This window comes from Curtobacterium sp. BRB10 (assembly GCF_031844325.1).
Taxonomy (GTDB): Bacteria; Actinomycetota; Actinomycetes; order Actinomycetales; family Microbacteriaceae; genus Curtobacterium; species Curtobacterium poinsettiae_A.
The window spans coordinates 171499-190496 of record NZ_JAUZVA010000005.1 but is presented as its reverse complement, the minus strand read 5'-3'; the positions used below and the strand labels follow the sequence as shown (position 1 = coordinate 190496).

The following is an 18998-nucleotide window of genomic DNA, read 5'->3' as shown; positions in this document are numbered from 1 at the left end:
CTACCCCCGGCGCGCGAGCAGCGACCTCAGCTGTACGACCGCGCCGAACGCCGGGGTGTCGAGGTCGGACTTCGTCCACCGGACGACCGCCCAGCCGAGTCGTTCCATCTCGCGGTAGCGGCGGAGGTCACGGCCCCACTGCTCGGCGTCGGTCCGGTGGTGGTCGCCCTCGTACTCGATGACGATGCGCTGCTCCGGGTAGGCCATGTCGACGCGGCCGACGAACCGATCGACTTCGTCGAGCACGTCGACCTGCAGGTCGGGCTCGGGCAGCCCCGCGCGGACGATCGCCAGTCGTGCCCGGGTCTCCTGGGGCGACCCGGCCCCGACCCGCACGAGCTCGAGCGCGACCCGCAGTCGTCGGACACCCGATCGTGCGCCGGCCAGGGCGACGGCGGCAGCGAGGTCGTCGATCGTCGTCCCACACCGTCGTTCCGTGACGATGGCGTCCCCGAGTACGACGAGCTGGTCGACCGAGAGCACGGCGCCGCAATCCACCCACAGCGCCGCGGGCGTGCTCGTCGGCATCCCCCACCGCTCCGTCACCCGGGCACGGTCCGGTGTGATGCGGTGCCCGACGACCCCGCGGCGTCGCGGTTGTGCGATCGGCACGGGACTCGTGACGTGCACCGGTCCGTCGTCAGCGAACGGGACCGGCAGCTGCCAGAGGACCGCCGCCGAGACGTGACTGATGAACTGCCCGGGAACCAAGACCGGCCGGAACGCCCGGATCCGGTGCACCGGGTCGGGCGGACGGTCACGTTCCCATCGGATCGACCGGGTCGGCCGGATCAGGTCACGCCGTCGGAGACGTTGTCGGGAGACGCCCGCGCGGTCGGCGGCACCGACGTCGAACGTGCGCCCGCGCAGCGGTGTCGGAAGTGGTCGTGCTCGCATGACCACCACGTTCGCGCCCCGCGCCCGCTGCCCGCGCGCCGAACGCGACTTCTGTGCACAACGCGCCCCGGGCCTCCCGTGTGGAGGACCAGGCACGCGCAGATCGTGAGCAGAAATGGTCGGGTCGCCGCCCCGCACCCGACCATTTCTGCTCACGAAGCGAAACCCCCACCTCGCCGCCGCCACCACCCACGACACCGCCCGGCCCATGTCACGTCAACCGCTACGATCGACGCACAGCCAACGGAGGTCGAAGCGCATCATGGGAGACGGCAAGCCCGCGACCATCTACGACGTCGCCGCACGCGCCGGGGTCTCGAAGTCCCTCGTCTCCCTCGTGCTGCAGCGCTCCCCCCGGGTCAGCGACCAGCGCCGGGCAGCCGTGCTCAAGGCCATCCAGGAGCTCGACTACCGCCCCTCGACCGCGGCCGTCTCCCTCGCCGGCACGCGCAGCCGCACCATCGGCGTGGTGCTCGACGACTTCCGCAACCAGTGGTTCGTCGACCTGCTCACCGGCCTGCGCGAGAGCCTGCAGGACCAGGGGCACCGGCTCGTGGTGGCCGACCGGTTCCTCAACACGGGGCTCGATGCCTCTCCGGTCGAGGGCTTCCTGTCGATGCGCGTCGAGGGCATCGTGATCGCCGGCGAACCCACCACCGACCTCGCGATCCCCGCTTCGATGCCGCTCGTCATCGCCGGCGGCCGCGTCGCGATCCCCCGCGCCGACACCGTGGCGAACGACGACCACGCCGGCGGCGGCATCGCGGCGCAGCACCTGCTCGACCTCGGCCACACCCGCCTCGGGTTCGTCGGTGCGAGCTCGGCGGCATCGGCCGAACGCCGGGCCGGGTTCGAGCAGGCTGCCGCGACACGTGCGTCCGTCGTCACGACGGTGCTGCCCGGCGAACCCACCGAAGAGGCCGGTTCCCGCGCCCTCGGCATGCTCCTCGACGAGCACCCGGACGTCACCGCCGTCTTCGCCGCGAACGACGTGATGGCCCTCGGCGCCCTGTCCGAACTCGCCGAACGCGGGTTGCGCGTCCCCGAGGACGTCTCCGTCATCGGCTACGACGACACCCCGGTGGCGGCGATGCGGTACGTCGGCCTGACGAGCATCGACGACCGCAGTGTCGAGATCGGCCGCGGCGCCGGGGAGCGCCTGCTGGCCCGCATCGCCGATCCACGGATCGCCGCCACGGAACTCCTCGTCGAACCCCGCCTGGTCGCGCGCCGCACCACCGCCACGCGCTGACGGCACCCCGGACGGGAGGCCCGTCCCACCTCCGACCCGCCCGCTTCGTGAGCAGGAATGGTCGGGTCCAGAGCCCGTACCCGACCGTTTCTGCTCACGAAGTCGTGCCGGGCGGCTCCGCGTGCTGCACGATCCACGAGTGCATGACGATCGCCGCGGCGGCCGAGGCGTTGATGCTCCGCGTCGACCCGAACTGCGTGATCTCGAGGTGCGCGTCGGCACCGGCGACCGCCTGCTCGGTCAGCCCGGGGCCCTCCTGCCCGAACAGGAACACGCAGCGCTCCGGGATCGTCGCGGTCTCGATGCGCTCGGCACCGGGGGTGTTGTCGATGGCGACGACGGGACGCTGCTCCTCGGCCATCGCGGCGAGGAACGCCTCGACGTCGGGGTGGTAGCGGACGTGCTGGTAGCGGTCGGTGACCATCGCCCCGCGCTTGTTCCACCGGCGTCGCCCGATGATGTGCACGGTGCCGGCCAGGAACGCGTTGGCGCTCCGGACGATCGAGCCGATGTTCAGGTCGTGCTGCCAGTTCTCGATCGCCACGTCGAACGCGTGTCGTCGGGTGTCGAGCTCGGCGACGATCGCGTCCATCGACCAGTACCGGTAGCGGTCGAGCACGTTCCGGGAGTCCCCGGCGGCCAGCAGCTCGGGGTCGAGCCTCGGGTCGTCGGGCCAGGGTTCCGGGTGCGGCCCCACCCCGTTGGTCGTCAGTTCGTGCGACGGTTCGGGCGCAGTGGTCACCCGACCAGCGTACGGCCGGGCGCGGCGTCAGGCGGTGCGGACCCCGTGGGCGATGCGCGACTCGATGCCGGCGATCAGGATGTCGAGGCCGAGCGCGAACCGGTCGTCGTAGGAGTGCTCGCCGAGGATCTCGCCCACCAACCGGTGCCGCTCGGGTCGGCCGGCCTCGGAATCGCCACGTCCGACCTGCACCCCGGCGTGCCCGACCACGAAGTCGTACACGACGAAGAAGGTGTACATCGCCTCGGTCGGCGGCAGCCCGGCGTCCTGCAGAGCACCGACGACCTTCGCCACGACGGCGTCGGACTCGGTCGAGGCGAGCGGGGCGCGCTGGCTGTGCGACTCGAGCACGAGCGGATGAGTCCGCATCAGGTCACGGAACGTCGTGGCGAACGTGCGGACGACGGCGTGCCACTCGTCCGGCCAGACGAAGGTGGCGGTGAACTCGTCGACGGTGCGGCGGACGAGCTCGGCGTGCAGGTCGTCCAGGCCGCCGATCGTCCGGTGCACGGTCATCGGGGCGACCCCGAGCCGCACGCCCAGCGCCCGGAAGGACAGGCGGTCGAGGCCGTCCTCGTTCGCGATCGTCGTGGCGGCGTCGATCACCTGCTCGCGGGACAGCACGTTCGGGCGGCCTCGGCGTCGTCGCGGCGTCACCTCGAGCTCCGTCTCCGACACCGTGGCGGGTCGGGGCGCGGCGGACGGGGTTCCGGGTTCGACGAGCACGAGGGGGCCTCCTTGATTCGGTACGTGTCCCGAAAAGCGTAGAGCAAAAGCCGACCGCGGTTCGGTGTCTCGACCTTCTCGGGTCTCGGAGCAGCGCGCAAGAGCCGCCCCGGGCCTCCCGGCCCTTTCCGAGCCGGCCACGAACAGGCCACGAGCCGTCCACGAGCCGCCCACGAGCCGGGCCTGAGCCCCTGCGCAGTAGGGTGATGGCCATGGCGACCCGAGACGACGTCGAGTGCTGGCTGACCGACATGGACGGCGTGCTCGTCCACGAGAACCAGGCGCTCCCGGGCGCCCCGGAGCTCATCCAGCAGTGGCTCGACGACGGCATTGAGTTCCTCGTGCTGACGAACAACTCGATCTTCACGCCACGCGACCTCAGCGCCCGCCTGCGGAGCTCGGGCCTGCACGTGCCCGAGGAGCGGATCTGGACGAGTGCGCTCGCGACCGCGGACTTCTGCAAGTCGCAGATGCCCGGCGGCTCGGCATTCGTGATCGGTGAGGCCGGCATGACGACCGCCCTGCACGAGGCCGGGTTCATCATGACGGAGACGGCTCCCGACTACGTCGTCGTCGGCGAGACCCGCAACTACTCGTTCGAGGCGATCACCAAGGCCGTCCGGCTCATCCGCGCGGGCGCCCGCTTCATCGTGACGAACCCCGACGCCACCGGCCCGAGCGCCGAGGGGGTCCTGCCGGCCACCGGTGCCATCGCGGCGATGATCGAGAAGGCCACCGGCAAGCAGCCCTACGTGGTCGGCAAGCCGAACCCGATGATGTTCCGCTCCGCGATGAACCGGATCGGCGCGCACTCCGAGAACACCGGCATGATCGGCGACCGCATGGACACCGACGTGCAGGCCGGCATCGAGGCGGGGCTGCACACCGTGCTCGTGATGACGGGCATCAGCGACCAGGCGGAGATCGATCGGTACCCGTTCCGCCCGAGCGAGGTCATCTCCGGCGTGCACGAGCTCGTGCGCACCGAGCCCTTCGAGGTCGAGCTCTAGCCGGAGGCTCGCGACCGCTCGCGACCGCTCGCGACCGCTACCGGGCGTCGACCCCGGCGCCGGAGGCGACCGCGGCACCCGCCGCAGCCGGTTCGTGGGGCGCCCCACGGGCCTCCAGGGCGAAGGCCGCCATCGGCGGCACCGTCCGCCACCGCTTCGCGAGCCGACGGGGGCGGTCGTCGTACCAGGCGATGATCCCGCCCGCCACGATGCCGAACGCGAGCACCCCGAACGAGAACAGCCCGATCAGGCCGAGCAGGGTCAGCTTGCCGAAGTCGCCCGTGTCCGCCGTCGCCGAGAACCCGATCGACCCGAAGTCCCAGAAGGCGTGCAGCAGCACCGGGGCGAGGAGCGACCCGGTCAGCCGACGCGCGACGTACAGCGTCGACCCGAACGACGCCGCGAACACGACCTGGACGAGCGTCGGCCCGATCCCGGCACCGGCGAGCGCGTTGAGCAGGTGCAGCAGCCCGAACAGCGCGCACGACAGGGCCCACACCCCCATCTCCGGCAGCCGCCGCCGCAGCCCCACGAGCAGGGTGCCGCGGGCCATCAGCTCCTCGAAGACCCCGACGAACAGCACCCCGACGGCGAGCAGCACGAAGTAGTGCGCCGGCAGCGCCGTCCAGTCGATCAGGGGCAGCCGGACGACGCACACCACGAGCACGAGGATCGGCGCGAGCATCGTCCACCGCAGCCGTGTCCGGACCGGGTCGACCGTCGCGATCCGCCACCAGCCGAGCGCCGTGACGAACAGGGCGAGTGCCGCGACGGCGATGCCCTCGGGGATGACGAGGGCGTGCACGACGCTGTCGACCGTCTGCCCGAGGGTCGCGTAGTCGTCGCTCGGCCGTGACCGCCAGGCGCTGATCGCCGCGAACACCACGATCGGCGCGAGCCCGAGCAGCAGCGACGGCGGCACCGGCCAACGACGGCGAGGGGCTCGGACGGAGGCGGTGGTGGTCATCTGCTGGTTGTACCAGGCGGGACGTACGATTGGCGGTATGCGCCTGCCATCCCTGTCCACCATGGCAGAGGACTACGTCAAGCTCATCTGGAAGGCCAGCGAGCGCGGCGGACCCGGCTTGGCGACGCGCGACATCGCGGCGTCGCTGAAGGTGTCGGCGTCGACGGTGTCGGGCAACCTCAAGAAGCTCGACCGCGACGGGCTGATCGAGCACACCCCGTACTACGGCGTCGTGCTCACGCCGCTCGGGCAGCAGGTCGCGGTGGCGATGGTCCGGCGGCACCGGCTGATCGAGACGTTCCTGGTGGAGCGGCTCGGCTACTCGTGGGACGAGGTCCACACCGAGGCCGAGGCCCTGGAACACGCCGTGTCGGAGCAGTTCCTCGACCGGGTCGACGCCGACCTCGGCCACCCGACGCACGACCCCCACGGCGACCCGATCCCCGGTGCGGACGGCATCGTGCCGGACTCGCCCGGCACGCTCCTCGGGGCGATCGAGCCCGGTGCGTGCGGCACCGTCGACCGGGTCTCGGACGACGACCCGTCCCTGCTGCGGTACTTCGACGAGCTCGGGGTTGGGCTGGGGACGCACCTGCGGGTGGAGCGGGTGCGGGACTACGCCGGCGTCATCGCCGTGTCGCGGCGGGCGACCGACGGCTCGGAGTCCCTCGTCGACCTGCCGGCCGCGGCGGCGTCGTCCATCTGGCTCGCGCCCGACGGCGACTGACCGCGCTGCGCGCGCTGGTCGGCTCGTCGGCTGCCACGCATGCGTTGGCCGGCCGGTCGAGACACCCCGCTCACGTTCGCTGAGAGGTCGGGAGCCGTCGCCCGGGAGCCCCGCAGCCGACGGTTCGCGACCACTCGGCGCCCAGCGCACGGGGTGTCGTGACCGCACCGCGGCCCGCGAACGCGCGCGGCGTCGGACGGGAGGCCCGGTGCCCCGCCGCCACGCGCCTCCCGTCCGCCGCCCCCATCGGTCACGACACCCCGCTCACCTCCGCCGAGCGGTCACCATCTGTCGCCCGGGAGCCCCGCAACCGACGGTTCACGACCACTCGGCGCCAGCCCACGGGGTTTCGTGACCGCGCGACGCGCCCGCCACACCCCCGCGGCGGCGACGCCTCGCGACCACCCAACGCTCCCGGCCGGGCGCGCCCGCCGGCCCTACCCCTTGACGGAGCGCGTCCGGCCGAGCGCGACCTCGCGCCGAGCCCGTTCGAGGGCGAGCGCAGATGCCGCATCCGGGTCGTGGAGCAGCCGTTCGGTCTCGTGCACGTGCTCCCGGACGGCGTCGGTCCCACGGTCGGCCGCCGCGGCGAGGACCGGTTCGACGACCTCCTCGCCGAGTCCCACCAGGGCACGCGACAGGCTCAGCCGACGCTCGCGGTCCCCGACGCCGAGCTGCACGGCGAGGGTCCGCGCGAGCGACGCCCGCTCGTCGTCCGGCACCAGTGCGACGGCCGTGCGCCACGCCGCGCGGAGCACCTCGTCGTCGCGGTCCTCGAGGAGCGGGCGCACCGCGGGCCACGCGTCCGGGTCCCCGATCTTCGACAGGGTGTGGAGCGCCTGGCTGCGGGCCTGCGGCTCGGGGCGCTCGAGCTCGGGCAGGACGCGGGCCACGACGTCGTCGGCGGGGTGCCGGGTGAGCGCCCACGTCAGCATGTCGCGGACGAAGAAGTCCGGCTCCACGGCGCACTGCGCGACGAGCACCTCGAGGTCCGCGGGGTCCGGGGTGGTCCCCGCGGCCATCACAGCCTGCAGCCGGGCGGAGGATCGCGGGTCGGCGAGGGCATCGCTGAGCGTGGTCATCACCCCATCGAAGCCCCTCGCGCCGGGGCCGTGTCAAGCATCGGGGCATAGCGTCGGGAGACGTGCGGTTCGCTCCCACCGCACCTCCGACCACGAAAGGACCTCCGTATGCCCCGCATCGGTACCAGTGACCTGCACGTGTTCCCCCTCGCCCTCGGCGGCAACGTCTTCGGGTGGACGGCGGACGAGTCGACCTCGCACCAGGTCCTCGACGCCTACACCGCGGCCGGTGGCGACTTCATCGACACCGCGGACGTCTACTCGGCCTGGGCGCCGGGCAACTCGGGCGGCGAGTCCGAGCAGGTCATCGGTTCGTGGCTGCGCGCCTCGGGCAAGCGGGACGACGTCGTCATCGCGACGAAGGGCTCGCAGCACCCGGAGTTCCAGGGCCTCGCTGCGGACACCGTCGCCGCCGCTGCCCGCGCGAGCCTCGAGCGCCTCGGCACCGACCGGATCGACCTGTACTACGCGCACTTCGACGACCAGTCGACCCCGCTCGAGGAGACCGTCCGCGCCTTCGACCAGCTCGTGCAGGACGGCCTGGTCCGCTACACCGCGATCTCGAACTACTCGAAGGACCGCGCCGCGGAGTGGATCCGCATCGCGACCGAGAACGGCCTCGCCCAGCCCGTCGCCATCCAGCCCCACTACAACCTGGTGACGCGCCAGCCGTACGAGGCCGAGATCGCACCGCTCGCGCACGAACACGGCCTCGGCGTCGTGCCGTACTTCTCGCTCGCCGCGGGGTTCCTGACCGGCAAGTACCGCTCGAAGGACGACTTCGCGGGCAAGGACCGCGAGGGCCAGGTGTCCGGCTACTTCACCGACGAGGGGCTCGCCGTCGTGGACGCGCTGTCCTCGATCGCCGACGCACACGGCTCCGAGATCGCGACCGTCGCACTCGCCTGGCTGCAGGCGCAGCCCGACGTCGTCGCACCGATCGCGAGCGCCCGGAACACCGAGCAGCTGCCGGCGCTGCTGGCCTCGGCAGAGCTCGAACTCACCGCCGACGAGCTGCGGACGCTGTCCGACGTGTCGGCGAAGGTGCCAGCGAGCGCCTGACGCCGGCGCATCTCAGCCGATGCGCGTGCATGTTCCGACATCCCACTCGTCGTTCGACGGGTGGGATGTCGTTCGTTGCACACGCATTCGCTGCGTGTGCATGTTCCGACAGACCACCGGTCGATCTCGGGGTGGAACGTCGCAGAACAGGTGTGACCCGCCCCGACCGCCGGACGCCGACGGCCGACCCGCCCCGCCTACGCCCCCGGCGCCAACGACCCGGACAGCGGCTGCCCCGACGACCGCGTCACGAAGCACGAGATGAACCGATCGCCCTGGTCCCACGTCGCCTGGTCGGGCGCGTAGGAACCCTGCACCTGCACGTCGCCCACGGCAGCGGCGGCCGAGGCGTTCAGCGCCGTGTCGGACTGGCACTGGTCGGCGGCCTGGGTCGCCAGGGCCTCGGCGCCCGGGTAGGTGTCGCCCTCGACCGCGAGCCGCGCGGTCAGCTGCCCGATGTGCGGCGTCGCGCAGTCCACCACCGTGAAGGTCTGCGACCACGCGTTCGTGAACGGCGACAGGCACTCCCCTCCGGCCAGGTCGGTCCACGGGTGCTCGCCGGGCAGGGCCGGGGTCGTGGCGAACTGCAGCGTGGCGGACGGTGCTGCGGCGTCACTCGACTGCGAGGCCGACGCCGACGGCGCAGCGCTCGGTGTCGCCGGCGCCGACGAGGCAGCGACCGGCGACTTCGTCGGCACGGCCTGGTCGGCGATGTTGTTGCCGAGGATCCACTTCGACAGCAGGAACACCAGCACGATGAGCACGAGGATCAGCGCGATCGAGCCGTAGATCAGCAGCTGCTTGCCGCGCTTGCCCTCGTTCCGCAGCCGCGCGAAGCCCTCGTTGATGAAGTTGTCGCGGTCGCCGGACTGCCGGTCCGGACCGCCGGCCGGCCGTCCGGCAGCAGCGGGCGCGGAGGCAGCAGCAGGAGCGGCAGCCGCCGCGGGCACGGCAGCCGCCGGCATCATCCGCGTCCCGGTCTCCTCCGGGTCGTAGCCCGTGCCACCGAGCTGCCCGACGGCCTCGGTGCCGAACAGGTCCTTGATGGCGCTCGTGTCGCTGGTCTCGCGGCCGTCCCACTCGGACTGGTCCAGGTCGGCCGGCGCCGCGGCCGGCAGGGACTCCGGCTGCGGACCGGTGTCGTTCCCGCGCAGCCCGAGCACGGCGTCGAGGTCCTGCCCGACCGACGGCGGCAGGTGCGCCGGGTACTCCTGTGCACCGGCGGGTTCGACGAGCGGCGGCGCGGCGGTCGGCGGCGCGGTCGCGTCGGGCTCGGACCACCAGGGCGTGCCGGCAGCCGGCATCGCGGTGGTCGGCGCGTCGGCCTGGAGGCCCTCGGTCGCGTCCGGCACGTCGTCCCCGGCGGACCCACGGGGCGCGTCCACGGCCTCGGTCGCCTCCGACGGAGCACCAGCGGCAGCAGCAGCAGCAGCGGCACCAGCGCCAGCGCCAGCGCCAGCACCAGCACCAGCGCCAGCGCCAGCGCCGGGAGCGGCCGGGGGCACCACCGGCGGCACGGGGACCGCGGGCGGCACCGGGTAGGTCCGCGGCGCCTGCGGCAGCCCGGTGGCCGGGGTGTCGACCTCGCCGGCGACGACCTCGTCCTCGTCGTCCAACTCGTCGGCGAGCGACCAGGACCCGGCGGACAGCGCGGTGGTGTCGAACGAGTCGGTGGTCAGCGTCGCCGGTACCTCGCCGGGCTCGTCGTCGCCGATCGCCCAGTCGAACGGCCGGTCGTGCGCGCCGGTCTGCGTGGGGACCGGCCCGGTGCTGGTGATGCGCAGCAGGTCGGTGAAGGTCGGCGGCTCCTCGGACGGGGGCAGCACGTTCTCGACGCCGACGGGTTGCGGGGCAGCGGGCGCAACGGGCGGCACGGACTCCGGGTGGTTCCCGGTCGCGCGCCCGAGCCAGTCGACGTCGGCGCGGCCCTCGCCGAAGGGGTCCACGCGGCGACGTTCGTCCTCGATGGCCTTCGCCGCGGCGGCACGTTCGTCGCGGTGCGTCTGCGCGGTCGGCAGCACGATCGACGACGGGTGCGGCGCGGTGGAGTCCGGTGGGACGTCAGCGGCGGCCGGGATCCGGTCGTGCAGTGTCGAGCGCTCGTGCTCGACGACGGCGTCGGGGTTCTCGGAGGGGGCGAGCAGCTCGGGCGGCATCGAGATGGCCTGGGTCGCACCGTCGTCGAGCGCCGGAGCCGGAGCGGGCGGCACCGGCTCAGCCGCAGCAGGAGCCGCAGGCGCGGCGTCCTCCGCCTCCCCCTCGGCCACGAACGGCTCGGGCAGCGGTGCGCCCGTCTCGCGGGCGGTGCGCTCGGCCGCACGGCGCTCCCGCCGCGACGGCCAGTCCTCCTCGCCGCGTGGAGCCCCGAAGATGTCCGCAGCGCTGCGGAGACCGTGGAACGGAGCGTCCGATCCGGACGCACGCCGAGCCTCCAGGCCGTCGTCCCCGTCTGCCGGGCCGGCGGTGCCGTCGGGTTCGCGTGCGTCGTCCGGACGCTCCTCGGTCACGCGGTCAGCCCCAGATCAGCCAACCCGATGGCCGCGAAGTAGGGGTAGCCGGCCGCCTCGATCGTCTCCTTGGCACCCGTGTCCCGGTCGACGACGACCGCGACGGCGACGACGATCGCGCCCTCGCGCTCGAGCGCTTCGGCCGCCTTGAGCGGCGAGCCGCCGGTGGTGGAGGTGTCCTCGAGCACGACGACGCGCTTGCCCTTCAGGTCCGGTCCCTCGACCTGCTTGCCGCGGCCGTGGTCCTTCGGCTCCTTGCGGACGACGAAGGCGTCGTAGGTCAGGCCCCGGGCGGCGGCCTGGTGCAGGACGGCGCTGGCGATGGGGTCGGCGCCCATGGTCAGGCCACCGACGGCGGAGACGTCCGGCACCTGCTGCACGAGCTCGGTCATGACCTGCCCGATCAGCGGCGCGACGCGGTGGTCCAGGCTGACCTTCCGCAGGTCGATGTAGTACGTCGCCTTCTTCCCGCTGGTCAGGGTGAAGTCGCCGTGGAACACCGCTTCGGAGGAGATGTACTGGATCAACTGTTCGCGCGCGTCGGTCACAGCGCACAAGGGTAGTCGTTCGGGCCCGCAACGCGCTCCCCCAGCCTGTGGGCCGCGGGGTGCCGGCACCGAGGCGGCCTCGGTACGCTCCGGGGCATGTCCCGAGCACCGCGCCGCCCCGCCGTGGAGCCGGCTCCGTCCGGCGACCGCCGGCCCGGCGCGGTGGCCGTCACGGTCGGACGGGAGGCCCTGGGCGGCCTGGTCGCGCTGGCCCTGGCCGTCATCGCCCTGCGCCACGTCATCGCGACGGAACGGGTGGCGTTGCTCTGGTACGACGGCGACTCGGTGCTGCTGCCGCTCGTCGAGCGCTCGCTGCAGGCCGGCCAGCCGTTCGAGTGGGCGATGTCGCCCGCGCTGTTCTTCTTCCCCGAGCTGCCCGTGTACCTGTTCTGCTCGCTGGTGACCGCGACGCCGCAGCAGGCCCTGGCGCTGAACGGGGCGCTCGTGCTGCTCGCCGTGTACGCGCTGGTGCGGGCGGCCGCGAACGAGCTGATGCCGTCCGCCGGGCGCCCTGCCCGGATCGCGGTGTCGGCGGGGGCACTCGGTCTGGTCACGCTGCTCGTGCTGACGGAGTCGTCGGCGACGGCGACCTCGCTCGAGCTGGCGTCCCTGCTGCTCACCACGACCTACTACTACGGCGCCGTGCTGGCGGTCCTCGGCACCGCGGTGCTCGTGCTGCGGGCGGTGCGCCTCGGCCGGGCGTCGGTGCCCCTGCTCGTGGTGCTCGGACTCGTCGCCGCGTGCACGACCGCGTCGAACCCGCTGTACGTGCCGTGGTCGGCGGCCCCGGTGGTCGTCACCCTCGGGCTCCTGGTGCTGGCACGGCGGGTGCCGTGGCGCCCCGCTGCGCTGCTCGCCGGTGCCGTGACGGTCGGTTCGGTCGTCGGGTACCTGGTGCGGATCCCGCTCCGGCCGTTCGTCTCCCTCGACCCGGCGACGTACGTGCAGCCGTCGCGGGCCGGGGAGACCCTGCGGTTCTTCGCGGCGCTGACCGACAACCGGGCGGGGACGGCACCGGGCGACCTCGGACTCCTGCTGCTGTTCGCCGGGGTGCTCGTCACCGTCGGCGGCACGGTCTGGGCCTGGCGGGTCCGCACCGCACGCACCGTGCTGGTCGCGACGCTGCTGCCCCTGGTGACCGTCGTCGCCGTGTCCGTCGGCGTCGTCGTCGCCGGGTCCGAGACCCCGCGCTACCTGCAGCCGATCGTGACCGCACCGCTGCTCGCACTCGTCGCCGTGGCAGAGCTCACCCGCACCGCGGTCCGCCGCACCCGCGTGCACCGCCCGCACCGCGGGGTCCGAGCGGGGGTGGCGGTCGCGATGGCCGCCGTGCTCGCGACCGGGATCGCAGTGGCCCCCGGCACCGCCCACGCCGTGTCGACCGCGCGGTACCCGGCGGCCGCGTGCCTGGACCGCTGGGCCGACGGACGCCAGGTCACGGGCGTCGGGCAGTTCTGGACGGTCCGGCCCCTCGCGACCTACGCGTCGACGAACGTCGAGTTGCTGCAGGTGCGCGACACCTTCGAGACGTACCCGTGGCTCGTCGACCTCGGTGCCTACCGCGACGCCGACCCGAGCTTCGTGGTGGTCGGGTCGCACGACCTCTGGACCACCGCGGTCGAGGACTCACTCGGCCCCCCGGCGACGATCACCCACTGCACCGGGTTCGACGTCTACGACTACGCCGGCACCGCCGGGCAGGCGATCCTGCGGCGCGACGTCGTCGGGAGCGCCGACGTCATCCGGCGCGACCGCGGCTTCTGATTCACTGCTGAAGTTGTCCACAGCGGCGCGTTGCCGTCCGATGCTCGCTGTACGGATGTATAGGCTCGTGCTCGATGTCTCGTCCCAGCAGCCCCCGCGCCCACCGTGTCCCCGTGCGCCTGCGCCTCGCCGTCACCGGCCTGGCACTCGCGGGCCTCGTCGGCACGGTCATCGCCGACGCTCCGGCGGCCCAGGCAGTCACTTACCCCACGTGGGACGAAGTGAAGTCCGCCCGCGGCAAGGAGTCCGCCAAGCAGGGGCAGATCACCGAGATCCGCGGCATCATCAGCGAGCTCGACGCCAAGGTCGACGCTGCCGAGGCGAAGGCGCAGAAGCTCGGCGACGTGTTCTACAAGGCACAGCGCAAGGCCCAGACCGCCGCCGAGAAGGAACAGCAGCTCCGCGCCGACGCGAAGGACCACGCCGAGGTCGCCGACCAGAGCGCCGCGCAGGCCGGGCAGTTCGCCGCGCAGATGTCCCGCTCCGGTGGCGCCGACGTCACCACATCGGTGATCACCCAGGGCGAGGACGCCAGTGACCTGCTGTACAACCTCGGTGCGCTGAGCAAGCTCTCCGAGCAGGCCGAGCGTGTGCAGGCCGCCGCGAGCGCCGACGCCGCCGTCGCCAGCTCGCTCGAGGCACAGGCCGACCGCGCCGCCGAAGCGCTGGGCGACCTCGCTGCCGAAGCCGAAGACCGCATGCAGGAAGCCCAGGCGGCGTCCGATGCCGTGCAGGCCGCCTACGACGAGCAACAGTCGAACAAGGCCCGACTCGACGCCCAGCTCGCGACCCTGACCTCCGGCCGCGTCCGGACCGAAGCCGAGTTCGCCAAGGGTGAGCGCATCCGCAAGGCGGCGGAGGAGAAGGCAGCTCGCGAAGCCGCAGCACGCGCAGCCGCCGCGCAGCGAGCAGCCGCCGCACAGGCCGCGAACTCCGGCGGGGGCGCTCCGTCGGGCGGCGGCTCGACCGGCAGCAGCGGCTCGGGCGGCGGCGGTTCCGTCGGCGCGGGCTCGGGGACCGGCTGGGTCCGTCCTGCCAGCGGCTACGTGATCAGCCCCTACGGGTACCGCGTGCACCCGATCACCGGCGTCGTGACCATGCACGAGGGCACCGACCTGGCGAGCGGCTGCTACACGCCCATCGTCGCGGCCTCGGCCGGCACCGTCGACTACGTCGGCTGGTACGGCGGCTACGGCAACTACGTCCGCATCAACCACGGCGGCGGGGTGCAGACCGCGTACGGCCACATCGTCGACGGCGGCTTCCGGGTCGCCACCGGGCAGCAGGTCTCCGCGGGGCAGCTCATCGCCCTCGTCGGCTCCACCGGGGCCTCGACCGGCTGCCACAGCCACGTCGAGGTGCACATCAACGGCGCCACCACCGACCCGGTGCCGTTCATGTCCGCCCGAGGGGTCGCCTTCTAGGCGATCGACCCCGGTGGGAACGCCGCGCATCGCCGCGGCAACTTCTCCACACGTCGACGTGGAACTCCACCGTTCGCACTTCCGCTGCTACGGTCCGAATCGTTCGCGGTCGTGTCCTGGGTCGGGTACCGCGCACCGGGCGCAGTCGAAGTCCCCAGCCAGGCGCGCGCCGCCGCGGGCGGGGCGAACCTCGCCTCGTTCCTCGACGGCATCCACGACAGCCGGGGCAGCGCGCCGCGGTCACTGACCGTCCTCGGGCACTCCTACGGGTCCACCACCGCGGCCGAAGCGCCTGTCCCGCGACGCCACCGCACAACAGACCATCGCGAAGATCATCGCGACGGGGAAGCCATGATGAAGACCATGCGACCGATGCTCCGCACCATCACGACTGCAGCCCTGACCCTCGGGCTGCTGTCGGGGTGCACGGCAGGAGGCAACCAGATGCCCACCGACGCAGCCGGCCTCACCCAGGACGAGGTCGCCGAGATGTCCCTGCACCAAGAGTTCGACGCCTACCGCGACCACTACGAACACATGCAACAACTCCTGAAAGCCGCGCAACTCCAGGTCCACGACGGCAAATGGGAGTGGGGCGGCGGCGACGACCTGCCCGGGATCGGCGGAGACGGCGTCGCGCCCTTGCCCGGCTCCGACACCAAGAACAGCTACGACATGAGCACCACACGACTCTGGTCCCCACCCGGCCCCACCGACCAGCAACGCGACCTGCAACCGATGATCGACTACTTCACCGAACAGGGCTGGGACATCGAACACCGCACCATCACCGGCGACGAAGAAGTCTGGGCCACCACCGGCGACGGCTGGCAGATCCAGTACACCGCCCAGGAGAACGGCGACAACCCCATCACCGTCTACAGCGATCCCTTCTGGACCAACGACGCCAACGCGCTCTCGACGGCCATCTACGGACGCTCGACCGTCAAGTTCCCTGATCGGTCCCTCCCCGGCGTCTACCCGAACTTCCCCCAGTGGGACGACCCCGTCGTCAACAAGCCGAAGATCTGAACCGATCGAGCACCACGACGGCTCCGGTTCAGCGCGCCGCAGGTCCCACGTCGTCCACGTCCCCGTTCCAGAGCGCCCGGTACCACGCGGTGCGCTCCGGGTCGTCCGGCAGCCCGTAGGCCCGGTGGAACAGCGGCTCCCACCCGGGTCCGTAGTTCCAGCCGAGCGCCATCGTCGCCACCGCGATGTCGGCCCAGCGGTCCGCGACCCCCATCGCGTCCAGGTCGACGTGCCCGCTCCACCGCCGGTCCGCACCGATGAGGGTGTTCGGCGTACACGGGTCACCGTGACAGACGACGATCCGGTCGGTCGGTGGTTCCGGACCGAGACCGCCCGGGCCGAGCTCGGCGTCGGCGTCGGCGGCAGCCCCGCGTGCGCGATCGAGCCGGTCCGCGGTCGCCCACGTGAACGGGCAGTCGTCGACGGGCAGGGTGTCGTGCAGCGCGCGCAGGCCCTCCCCCACCGCGACCACCGCGGTCCGGGGTTCGTCGTGCCAGCGCGGGTCGACGGCGCTCCACCCGGGCACGGCACGGGTGTGCAGCCAGAGGCCGTCCTCGTCGGTGCCGTGGTCGAGCACCTCCGGCACCCGGGCGTACCGGGACGCCCACGTCAGCCGCGCGGCCTCGCCGCTGATCCACGAACCGTATGCGTGCGGCAGGACCTTCACGAACTCCTCGGCGTGCGCGTCCGGTCCGATGCGGAACGTCGTCCCGCCGATCTCGTTGTGCCAGACGAGGGCGACCTCGCGGCCCCGGGCCACCTCGGTGACCACGCGCGGCACCGGCACGGTCTCGCCCGGCCGGGGCAGTCCACCGATCGAGCGCACCACGGTGACGCTCAGTGCACGCGGTCCGGGCGGGACGACCCCGACCCGCCACGGGCGATCTCGAGCAGCACCGGCAGGCGTTCGCCGAGCAGGGCGTCGAGGTCGGCGACGACGGCCTCGACCCGTTCGGTGATCTCGCGCGGCGCGGCACCCCGGCGCGGACGGACCCGCACCCGGATCGCCCGACCACCACGGACCCGGTAGACGTCGACGGCGAGCGAGCCGACCTGCGGCATCTCGCCGATGGCCGAGGAGAGCGCGTGCTGCACGGCCGTGGACTCGATGCGCACCGAACCGGCGACGCCGTCGGCCGAACCGTCGCTGTCCACGACGGTGCCCTCGCGGCCACCGCCGAGCGTCGTCAGCACGACGAGCGCGAGCACGCCGAGCACGACGCCACCGCCGAGCACGCAGGTCCACGCGAACACCGAGTCGTCACGCGACGCCCCGGTGCCGAGTCCGGCGAGGACATCACCGACCGTGCGCCACCACGAGGCGACGAGGGGCAACCCCTGGGCGGTCTGCACCAGGATCGCCGCCACCCCGGCGACGAGCAGGACGAGCCCGAGCACGACGAGCGCCGTCCGGCCGAGCCCACGGTTCGTGGCGTTCATCCGTCCACCCGCCCGGTCGGCTGCACCCGCACCCGCGCGGCGAGAGCTGGCTGCGCGTCGATCGCGGCGAACTCCCGCTCGACGGCCTCGGTCGCGGCGACCGCGGGGACGTCCACCCCGGCTGCGGGACGGAGCACGACGTCGACCGTGCGACGGCCGACGGTGCCCACGGCGGCGTCGGCGCCCAGACGGGTCGCGGATCGGGCGGCGCGGGCCGCAGCGGAGGCCAGGACCTCGTCGTCGACGACCACTGCGAGCCGGTCGGACGACATCACGTGCCGCGGACGCCGCTGGGGCAGGATCCCCTGCAGCAGGAGGACGAGGCCGATCAGGGCCACGACGGCACCGATGCCGATCACGATGGTGGTGTCGAGGCCGTCCGGAGCGGCGAGCGCGGCGTCGACCACCGCACGGGGGTCGACGCCGAGCACGTTCTGGTCGAGCAGGACGAGTGCGCCGGCGAAGACCGCGGCGGCAGCGAGCACCAGGGCGATGAGCATCGCGACGACGACGGCGCCCGAACGGGAGACGTGGGTCTCGCGGCGCAGCAGGCGGCGGTGGGTGGCGTGGTGGTCGTCGGGCGAGGGGCCGGCGGGGGCGATCGGATCGGCGTTGCCGCCGGCGGGATCGACGGCTGTGGCGGCGGTCACCGGGCCCTCCGTGGGGTGTCCACGACCGACGAGGCGAAGATCACGGTCACGCGGGCGACCTGTCGGCCGGTGATGGTCCGGAAGCGCGCGGCGATCGTGCCGCGAGCGCGGTGCGCCGTGGTGACGACGGGTTCGTCGGGGAGTGCGTGCGAGCCCAGCACCGGCAGGGCGAGCGGGGCGGTGATCTCGACCGCCAGCGCACCGCGACCGTCGTCGGCGACCCGGGCGCGGACCTCCCGGAAGGCCACGCGCAGTGCTTCGGCGGCGACCGCCTGGGCGGTGTGCACCAGCGCGGACGTGCCGATGCGGTCGGAACCGCGGAGCCGGACGCCGCTGTCGCCGGTCGTGGCGACGGCGGCGTCGCTCACGACGAGCTCCGGCGTCCGCGCAGCACGTCCAGCAGGCGGCGGAAGTCGACGTCGCCCGTGACGATGCGGGCGACCAGTGCGCCGACCGCCATGCAGACGGCGACGACGACGAACGCCCAGAACCCGAGCGTCACGGCGACGATCGCGAGCAGGGCGCCGGTGCCCATCCCGACGACGGTGGCGTTCACCGGACTCGACCGTCCCGGGTGTCGGGCTCGTCCGCGACGCCGTTGAGTGCCGGGATGTTCACGTCGTTGATGGCGATGTTGACCTCGGTGACCTCGAGGCCGACGAGCTCGGTGACGGCGTTCGTGACGGCGGCGCGCACCGCCGAGGCGACCTCCATCATCGGCGTCGGGTAGTCGACCACGATGGTCAGGTCGACGGCCACCTGGGTCTCACCGACCTCGACGCGGACGCCCTGGCCGAGCGCGCTGGAGCCGATGGCGTCGCGGATGGCGCCGAACGCCCGCGAGGCGTTGCCGCCGAGTGCGAAGACGCCGGGGACGTCGCGAGCGGCGATGCCCGCGACCTTCGCGACGACCGTGTCGTCGATGATGGTCCTGCCCTTGGCGGTGACCTGCGTCGTGGTGGTGCCGGCGGGCTGGGTGCTCCCGGCCCCGGTGCCGAGCGCTGCCCCGGTCGTGGTCCCGGTCGGGGTCCCGTCAACGCGGTTCGTCGTCGATGCCATTGCTGCCTCCGTGCGATCGATTGCTGGCCTCCAGCGAACACCATCGTGCCGCACGCCGTACAGGCGGCGCACGTGCCGTCCGGTCGCGCAGCCGACCGCGCCGTCAGTC

General features: G+C 73.0%; 20 protein-coding genes and 1 pseudogene. 8 read left to right on the top strand and 13 right to left on the bottom strand.

Annotation, left to right across the window (positions count from 1 at the left end; all coding sequences use genetic code 11):
* Complete coding sequence (locus Q9R26_RS12390) at positions 1 to 612, bottom strand: DUF559 domain-containing protein (RefSeq protein ID WP_311227448.1); 612 nt, start codon at positions 610 to 612, stop codon at positions 1 to 3.
* A 547-nt stretch (positions 613 to 1159) separates the two neighbouring features.
* Here Q9R26_RS12390 and Q9R26_RS12385 point away from each other — a divergent pair.
* Entirely contained in the window at positions 1160 to 2149 is a 990-nt protein-coding gene (locus tag Q9R26_RS12385) for a LacI family DNA-binding transcriptional regulator (RefSeq protein ID WP_311227447.1), read from the top strand.
* Positions 2150 to 2243: 94 nt separating this feature from the next.
* On the opposite strand, the gene Q9R26_RS12380 is transcribed toward Q9R26_RS12385, so the two are convergent.
* Both Q9R26_RS12380 and Q9R26_RS12375 read right to left on the bottom strand, forming a co-directional pair.
* Positions 2244 to 2891: a TrmH family RNA methyltransferase gene (locus Q9R26_RS12380; RefSeq protein ID WP_209133037.1), complete on the bottom strand. Its 648-nt coding sequence runs from the start codon at positions 2889 to 2891 to the stop codon at positions 2244 to 2246.
* Between the two features lie 27 nt (positions 2892 to 2918).
* A complete protein-coding gene (locus tag Q9R26_RS12375; RefSeq protein ID WP_311227446.1) occupies positions 2919 to 3617 on the bottom strand; it encodes a TetR/AcrR family transcriptional regulator C-terminal domain-containing protein in 699 nt (232 codons plus the stop codon).
* 212 nt (positions 3618 to 3829) lie between these two features.
* Here Q9R26_RS12375 and Q9R26_RS12370 point away from each other — a divergent pair, with 212 nt between their 5' ends.
* Positions 3830 to 4627, top strand: a complete 798-nt coding sequence (locus Q9R26_RS12370) for an HAD-IIA family hydrolase (RefSeq protein ID WP_311227445.1) — start codon at positions 3830 to 3832, stop codon at positions 4625 to 4627.
* 37 nt (positions 4628 to 4664) lie between these two features.
* Here the strand turns inward: Q9R26_RS12370 and Q9R26_RS12365 are convergent, their stop codons facing one another.
* Entirely contained in the window at positions 4665 to 5594 is a 930-nt protein-coding gene (locus Q9R26_RS12365) for a CPBP family intramembrane glutamic endopeptidase (RefSeq protein WP_311227444.1), read from the bottom strand.
* 37 nt (positions 5595 to 5631) lie between these two features.
* On the opposite strand from Q9R26_RS12365, the gene Q9R26_RS12360 reads away from it, so the two are divergent.
* On the top strand, positions 5632 to 6321 hold the full coding sequence (locus Q9R26_RS12360) for a metal-dependent transcriptional regulator (protein WP_027464846.1): 690 nt from the start codon (positions 5632 to 5634) through the stop codon (positions 6319 to 6321).
* Between the two features lie 437 nt (positions 6322 to 6758).
* Here the strand turns inward: Q9R26_RS12360 and Q9R26_RS12355 are convergent, their stop codons facing one another.
* Positions 6759 to 7403, bottom strand: coding sequence for a HEAT repeat domain-containing protein (locus Q9R26_RS12355; protein WP_311227443.1), 645 nt, complete (start codon positions 7401 to 7403; stop codon positions 6759 to 6761).
* 108 nt (positions 7404 to 7511) lie between these two features.
* Between Q9R26_RS12355 and Q9R26_RS12350 the strand changes: the two genes are divergently transcribed.
* Positions 7512 to 8465, top strand: a complete 954-nt coding sequence (locus Q9R26_RS12350; RefSeq protein ID WP_311227442.1) for an aldo/keto reductase — start codon at positions 7512 to 7514, stop codon at positions 8463 to 8465.
* Positions 8466 to 8662: 197 nt separating this feature from the next.
* On the opposite strand, the gene Q9R26_RS12345 is transcribed toward Q9R26_RS12350, so the two are convergent.
* On the bottom strand, positions 8663 to 10972 hold the full coding sequence (locus tag Q9R26_RS12345; RefSeq protein WP_311227441.1) for a septum formation family protein: 2310 nt from the start codon (positions 10970 to 10972) through the stop codon (positions 8663 to 8665).
* Entirely contained in the window at positions 10969 to 11520 is a 552-nt protein-coding gene (gene pyrE, locus Q9R26_RS12340; RefSeq protein WP_311227440.1) for an orotate phosphoribosyltransferase, read from the bottom strand. Before pyrE ends, Q9R26_RS12345 begins: the two co-directional genes overlap by 4 nt.
* 96 nt (positions 11521 to 11616) lie before the next feature.
* On the opposite strand from pyrE, the gene Q9R26_RS12335 reads away from it, so the two are divergent.
* From Q9R26_RS12335 to Q9R26_RS12325, 4 genes and pseudogenes are all read left to right on the top strand, one after another.
* Positions 11617 to 13284 (top strand): hypothetical protein, encoded by a 1668-nt coding sequence (locus Q9R26_RS12335; RefSeq protein WP_311227439.1) that lies wholly within the window; start codon positions 11617 to 11619, stop codon positions 13282 to 13284.
* A gap of 74 nt (positions 13285 to 13358) precedes the next feature.
* The gene (locus tag Q9R26_RS12330; RefSeq protein WP_182064619.1) at positions 13359 to 14708 is read left to right on the top strand and encodes a M23 family metallopeptidase; all 1350 of its coding nucleotides are present in this window, start codon (positions 13359 to 13361) and stop codon (positions 14706 to 14708) included.
* 3 nt (positions 14709 to 14711) lie between these two features.
* Positions 14712 to 14987: pseudogene (locus Q9R26_RS18615) on the top strand (alpha/beta hydrolase); the annotation flags it as partial.
* Between the two features lie 93 nt (positions 14988 to 15080).
* Positions 15081 to 15740, top strand: coding sequence for a hypothetical protein (locus Q9R26_RS12325; protein WP_311227438.1), 660 nt, complete (start codon positions 15081 to 15083; stop codon positions 15738 to 15740).
* A 28-nt stretch (positions 15741 to 15768) separates the two neighbouring features.
* Here the strand turns inward: Q9R26_RS12325 and Q9R26_RS12320 are convergent, their stop codons facing one another.
* From Q9R26_RS12320 to Q9R26_RS12295, 6 genes are read right to left on the bottom strand one after another with little or no spacing between them, the layout of a single operon-like run.
* Positions 15769 to 16569: a phosphotransferase gene (locus Q9R26_RS12320; RefSeq protein ID WP_396136828.1), complete on the bottom strand. Its 801-nt coding sequence runs from the start codon at positions 16567 to 16569 to the stop codon at positions 15769 to 15771.
* Between the two features lie 8 nt (positions 16570 to 16577).
* Positions 16578 to 17180 carry a hypothetical protein gene (locus Q9R26_RS12315; RefSeq protein ID WP_225557527.1) on the bottom strand — a complete coding sequence of 201 codons (603 nt, stop codon included), beginning with the start codon at positions 17178 to 17180 and terminating at the stop codon, positions 16578 to 16580.
* Complete coding sequence (locus Q9R26_RS12310; RefSeq protein ID WP_311227436.1) at positions 17177 to 17830, bottom strand: hypothetical protein; 654 nt, start codon at positions 17828 to 17830, stop codon at positions 17177 to 17179. The genes Q9R26_RS12315 and Q9R26_RS12310 overlap by 4 nt, the downstream gene beginning before the upstream one ends.
* Positions 17827 to 18198, bottom strand: coding sequence for a hypothetical protein (locus tag Q9R26_RS12305; RefSeq protein WP_311227435.1), 372 nt, complete (start codon positions 18196 to 18198; stop codon positions 17827 to 17829). The genes Q9R26_RS12310 and Q9R26_RS12305 overlap by 4 nt, the downstream gene beginning before the upstream one ends.
* Positions 18195 to 18386, bottom strand: coding sequence for a DUF2273 domain-containing protein (locus tag Q9R26_RS12300; protein WP_027464859.1), 192 nt, complete (start codon positions 18384 to 18386; stop codon positions 18195 to 18197). Before Q9R26_RS12300 ends, Q9R26_RS12305 begins: the two co-directional genes overlap by 4 nt.
* Positions 18383 to 18889, bottom strand: coding sequence for an Asp23/Gls24 family envelope stress response protein (locus tag Q9R26_RS12295; protein WP_182064614.1), 507 nt, complete (start codon positions 18887 to 18889; stop codon positions 18383 to 18385). The genes Q9R26_RS12300 and Q9R26_RS12295 overlap by 4 nt, the downstream gene beginning before the upstream one ends.
* Positions 18890 to 18998 lie beyond the last annotated feature (109 nt).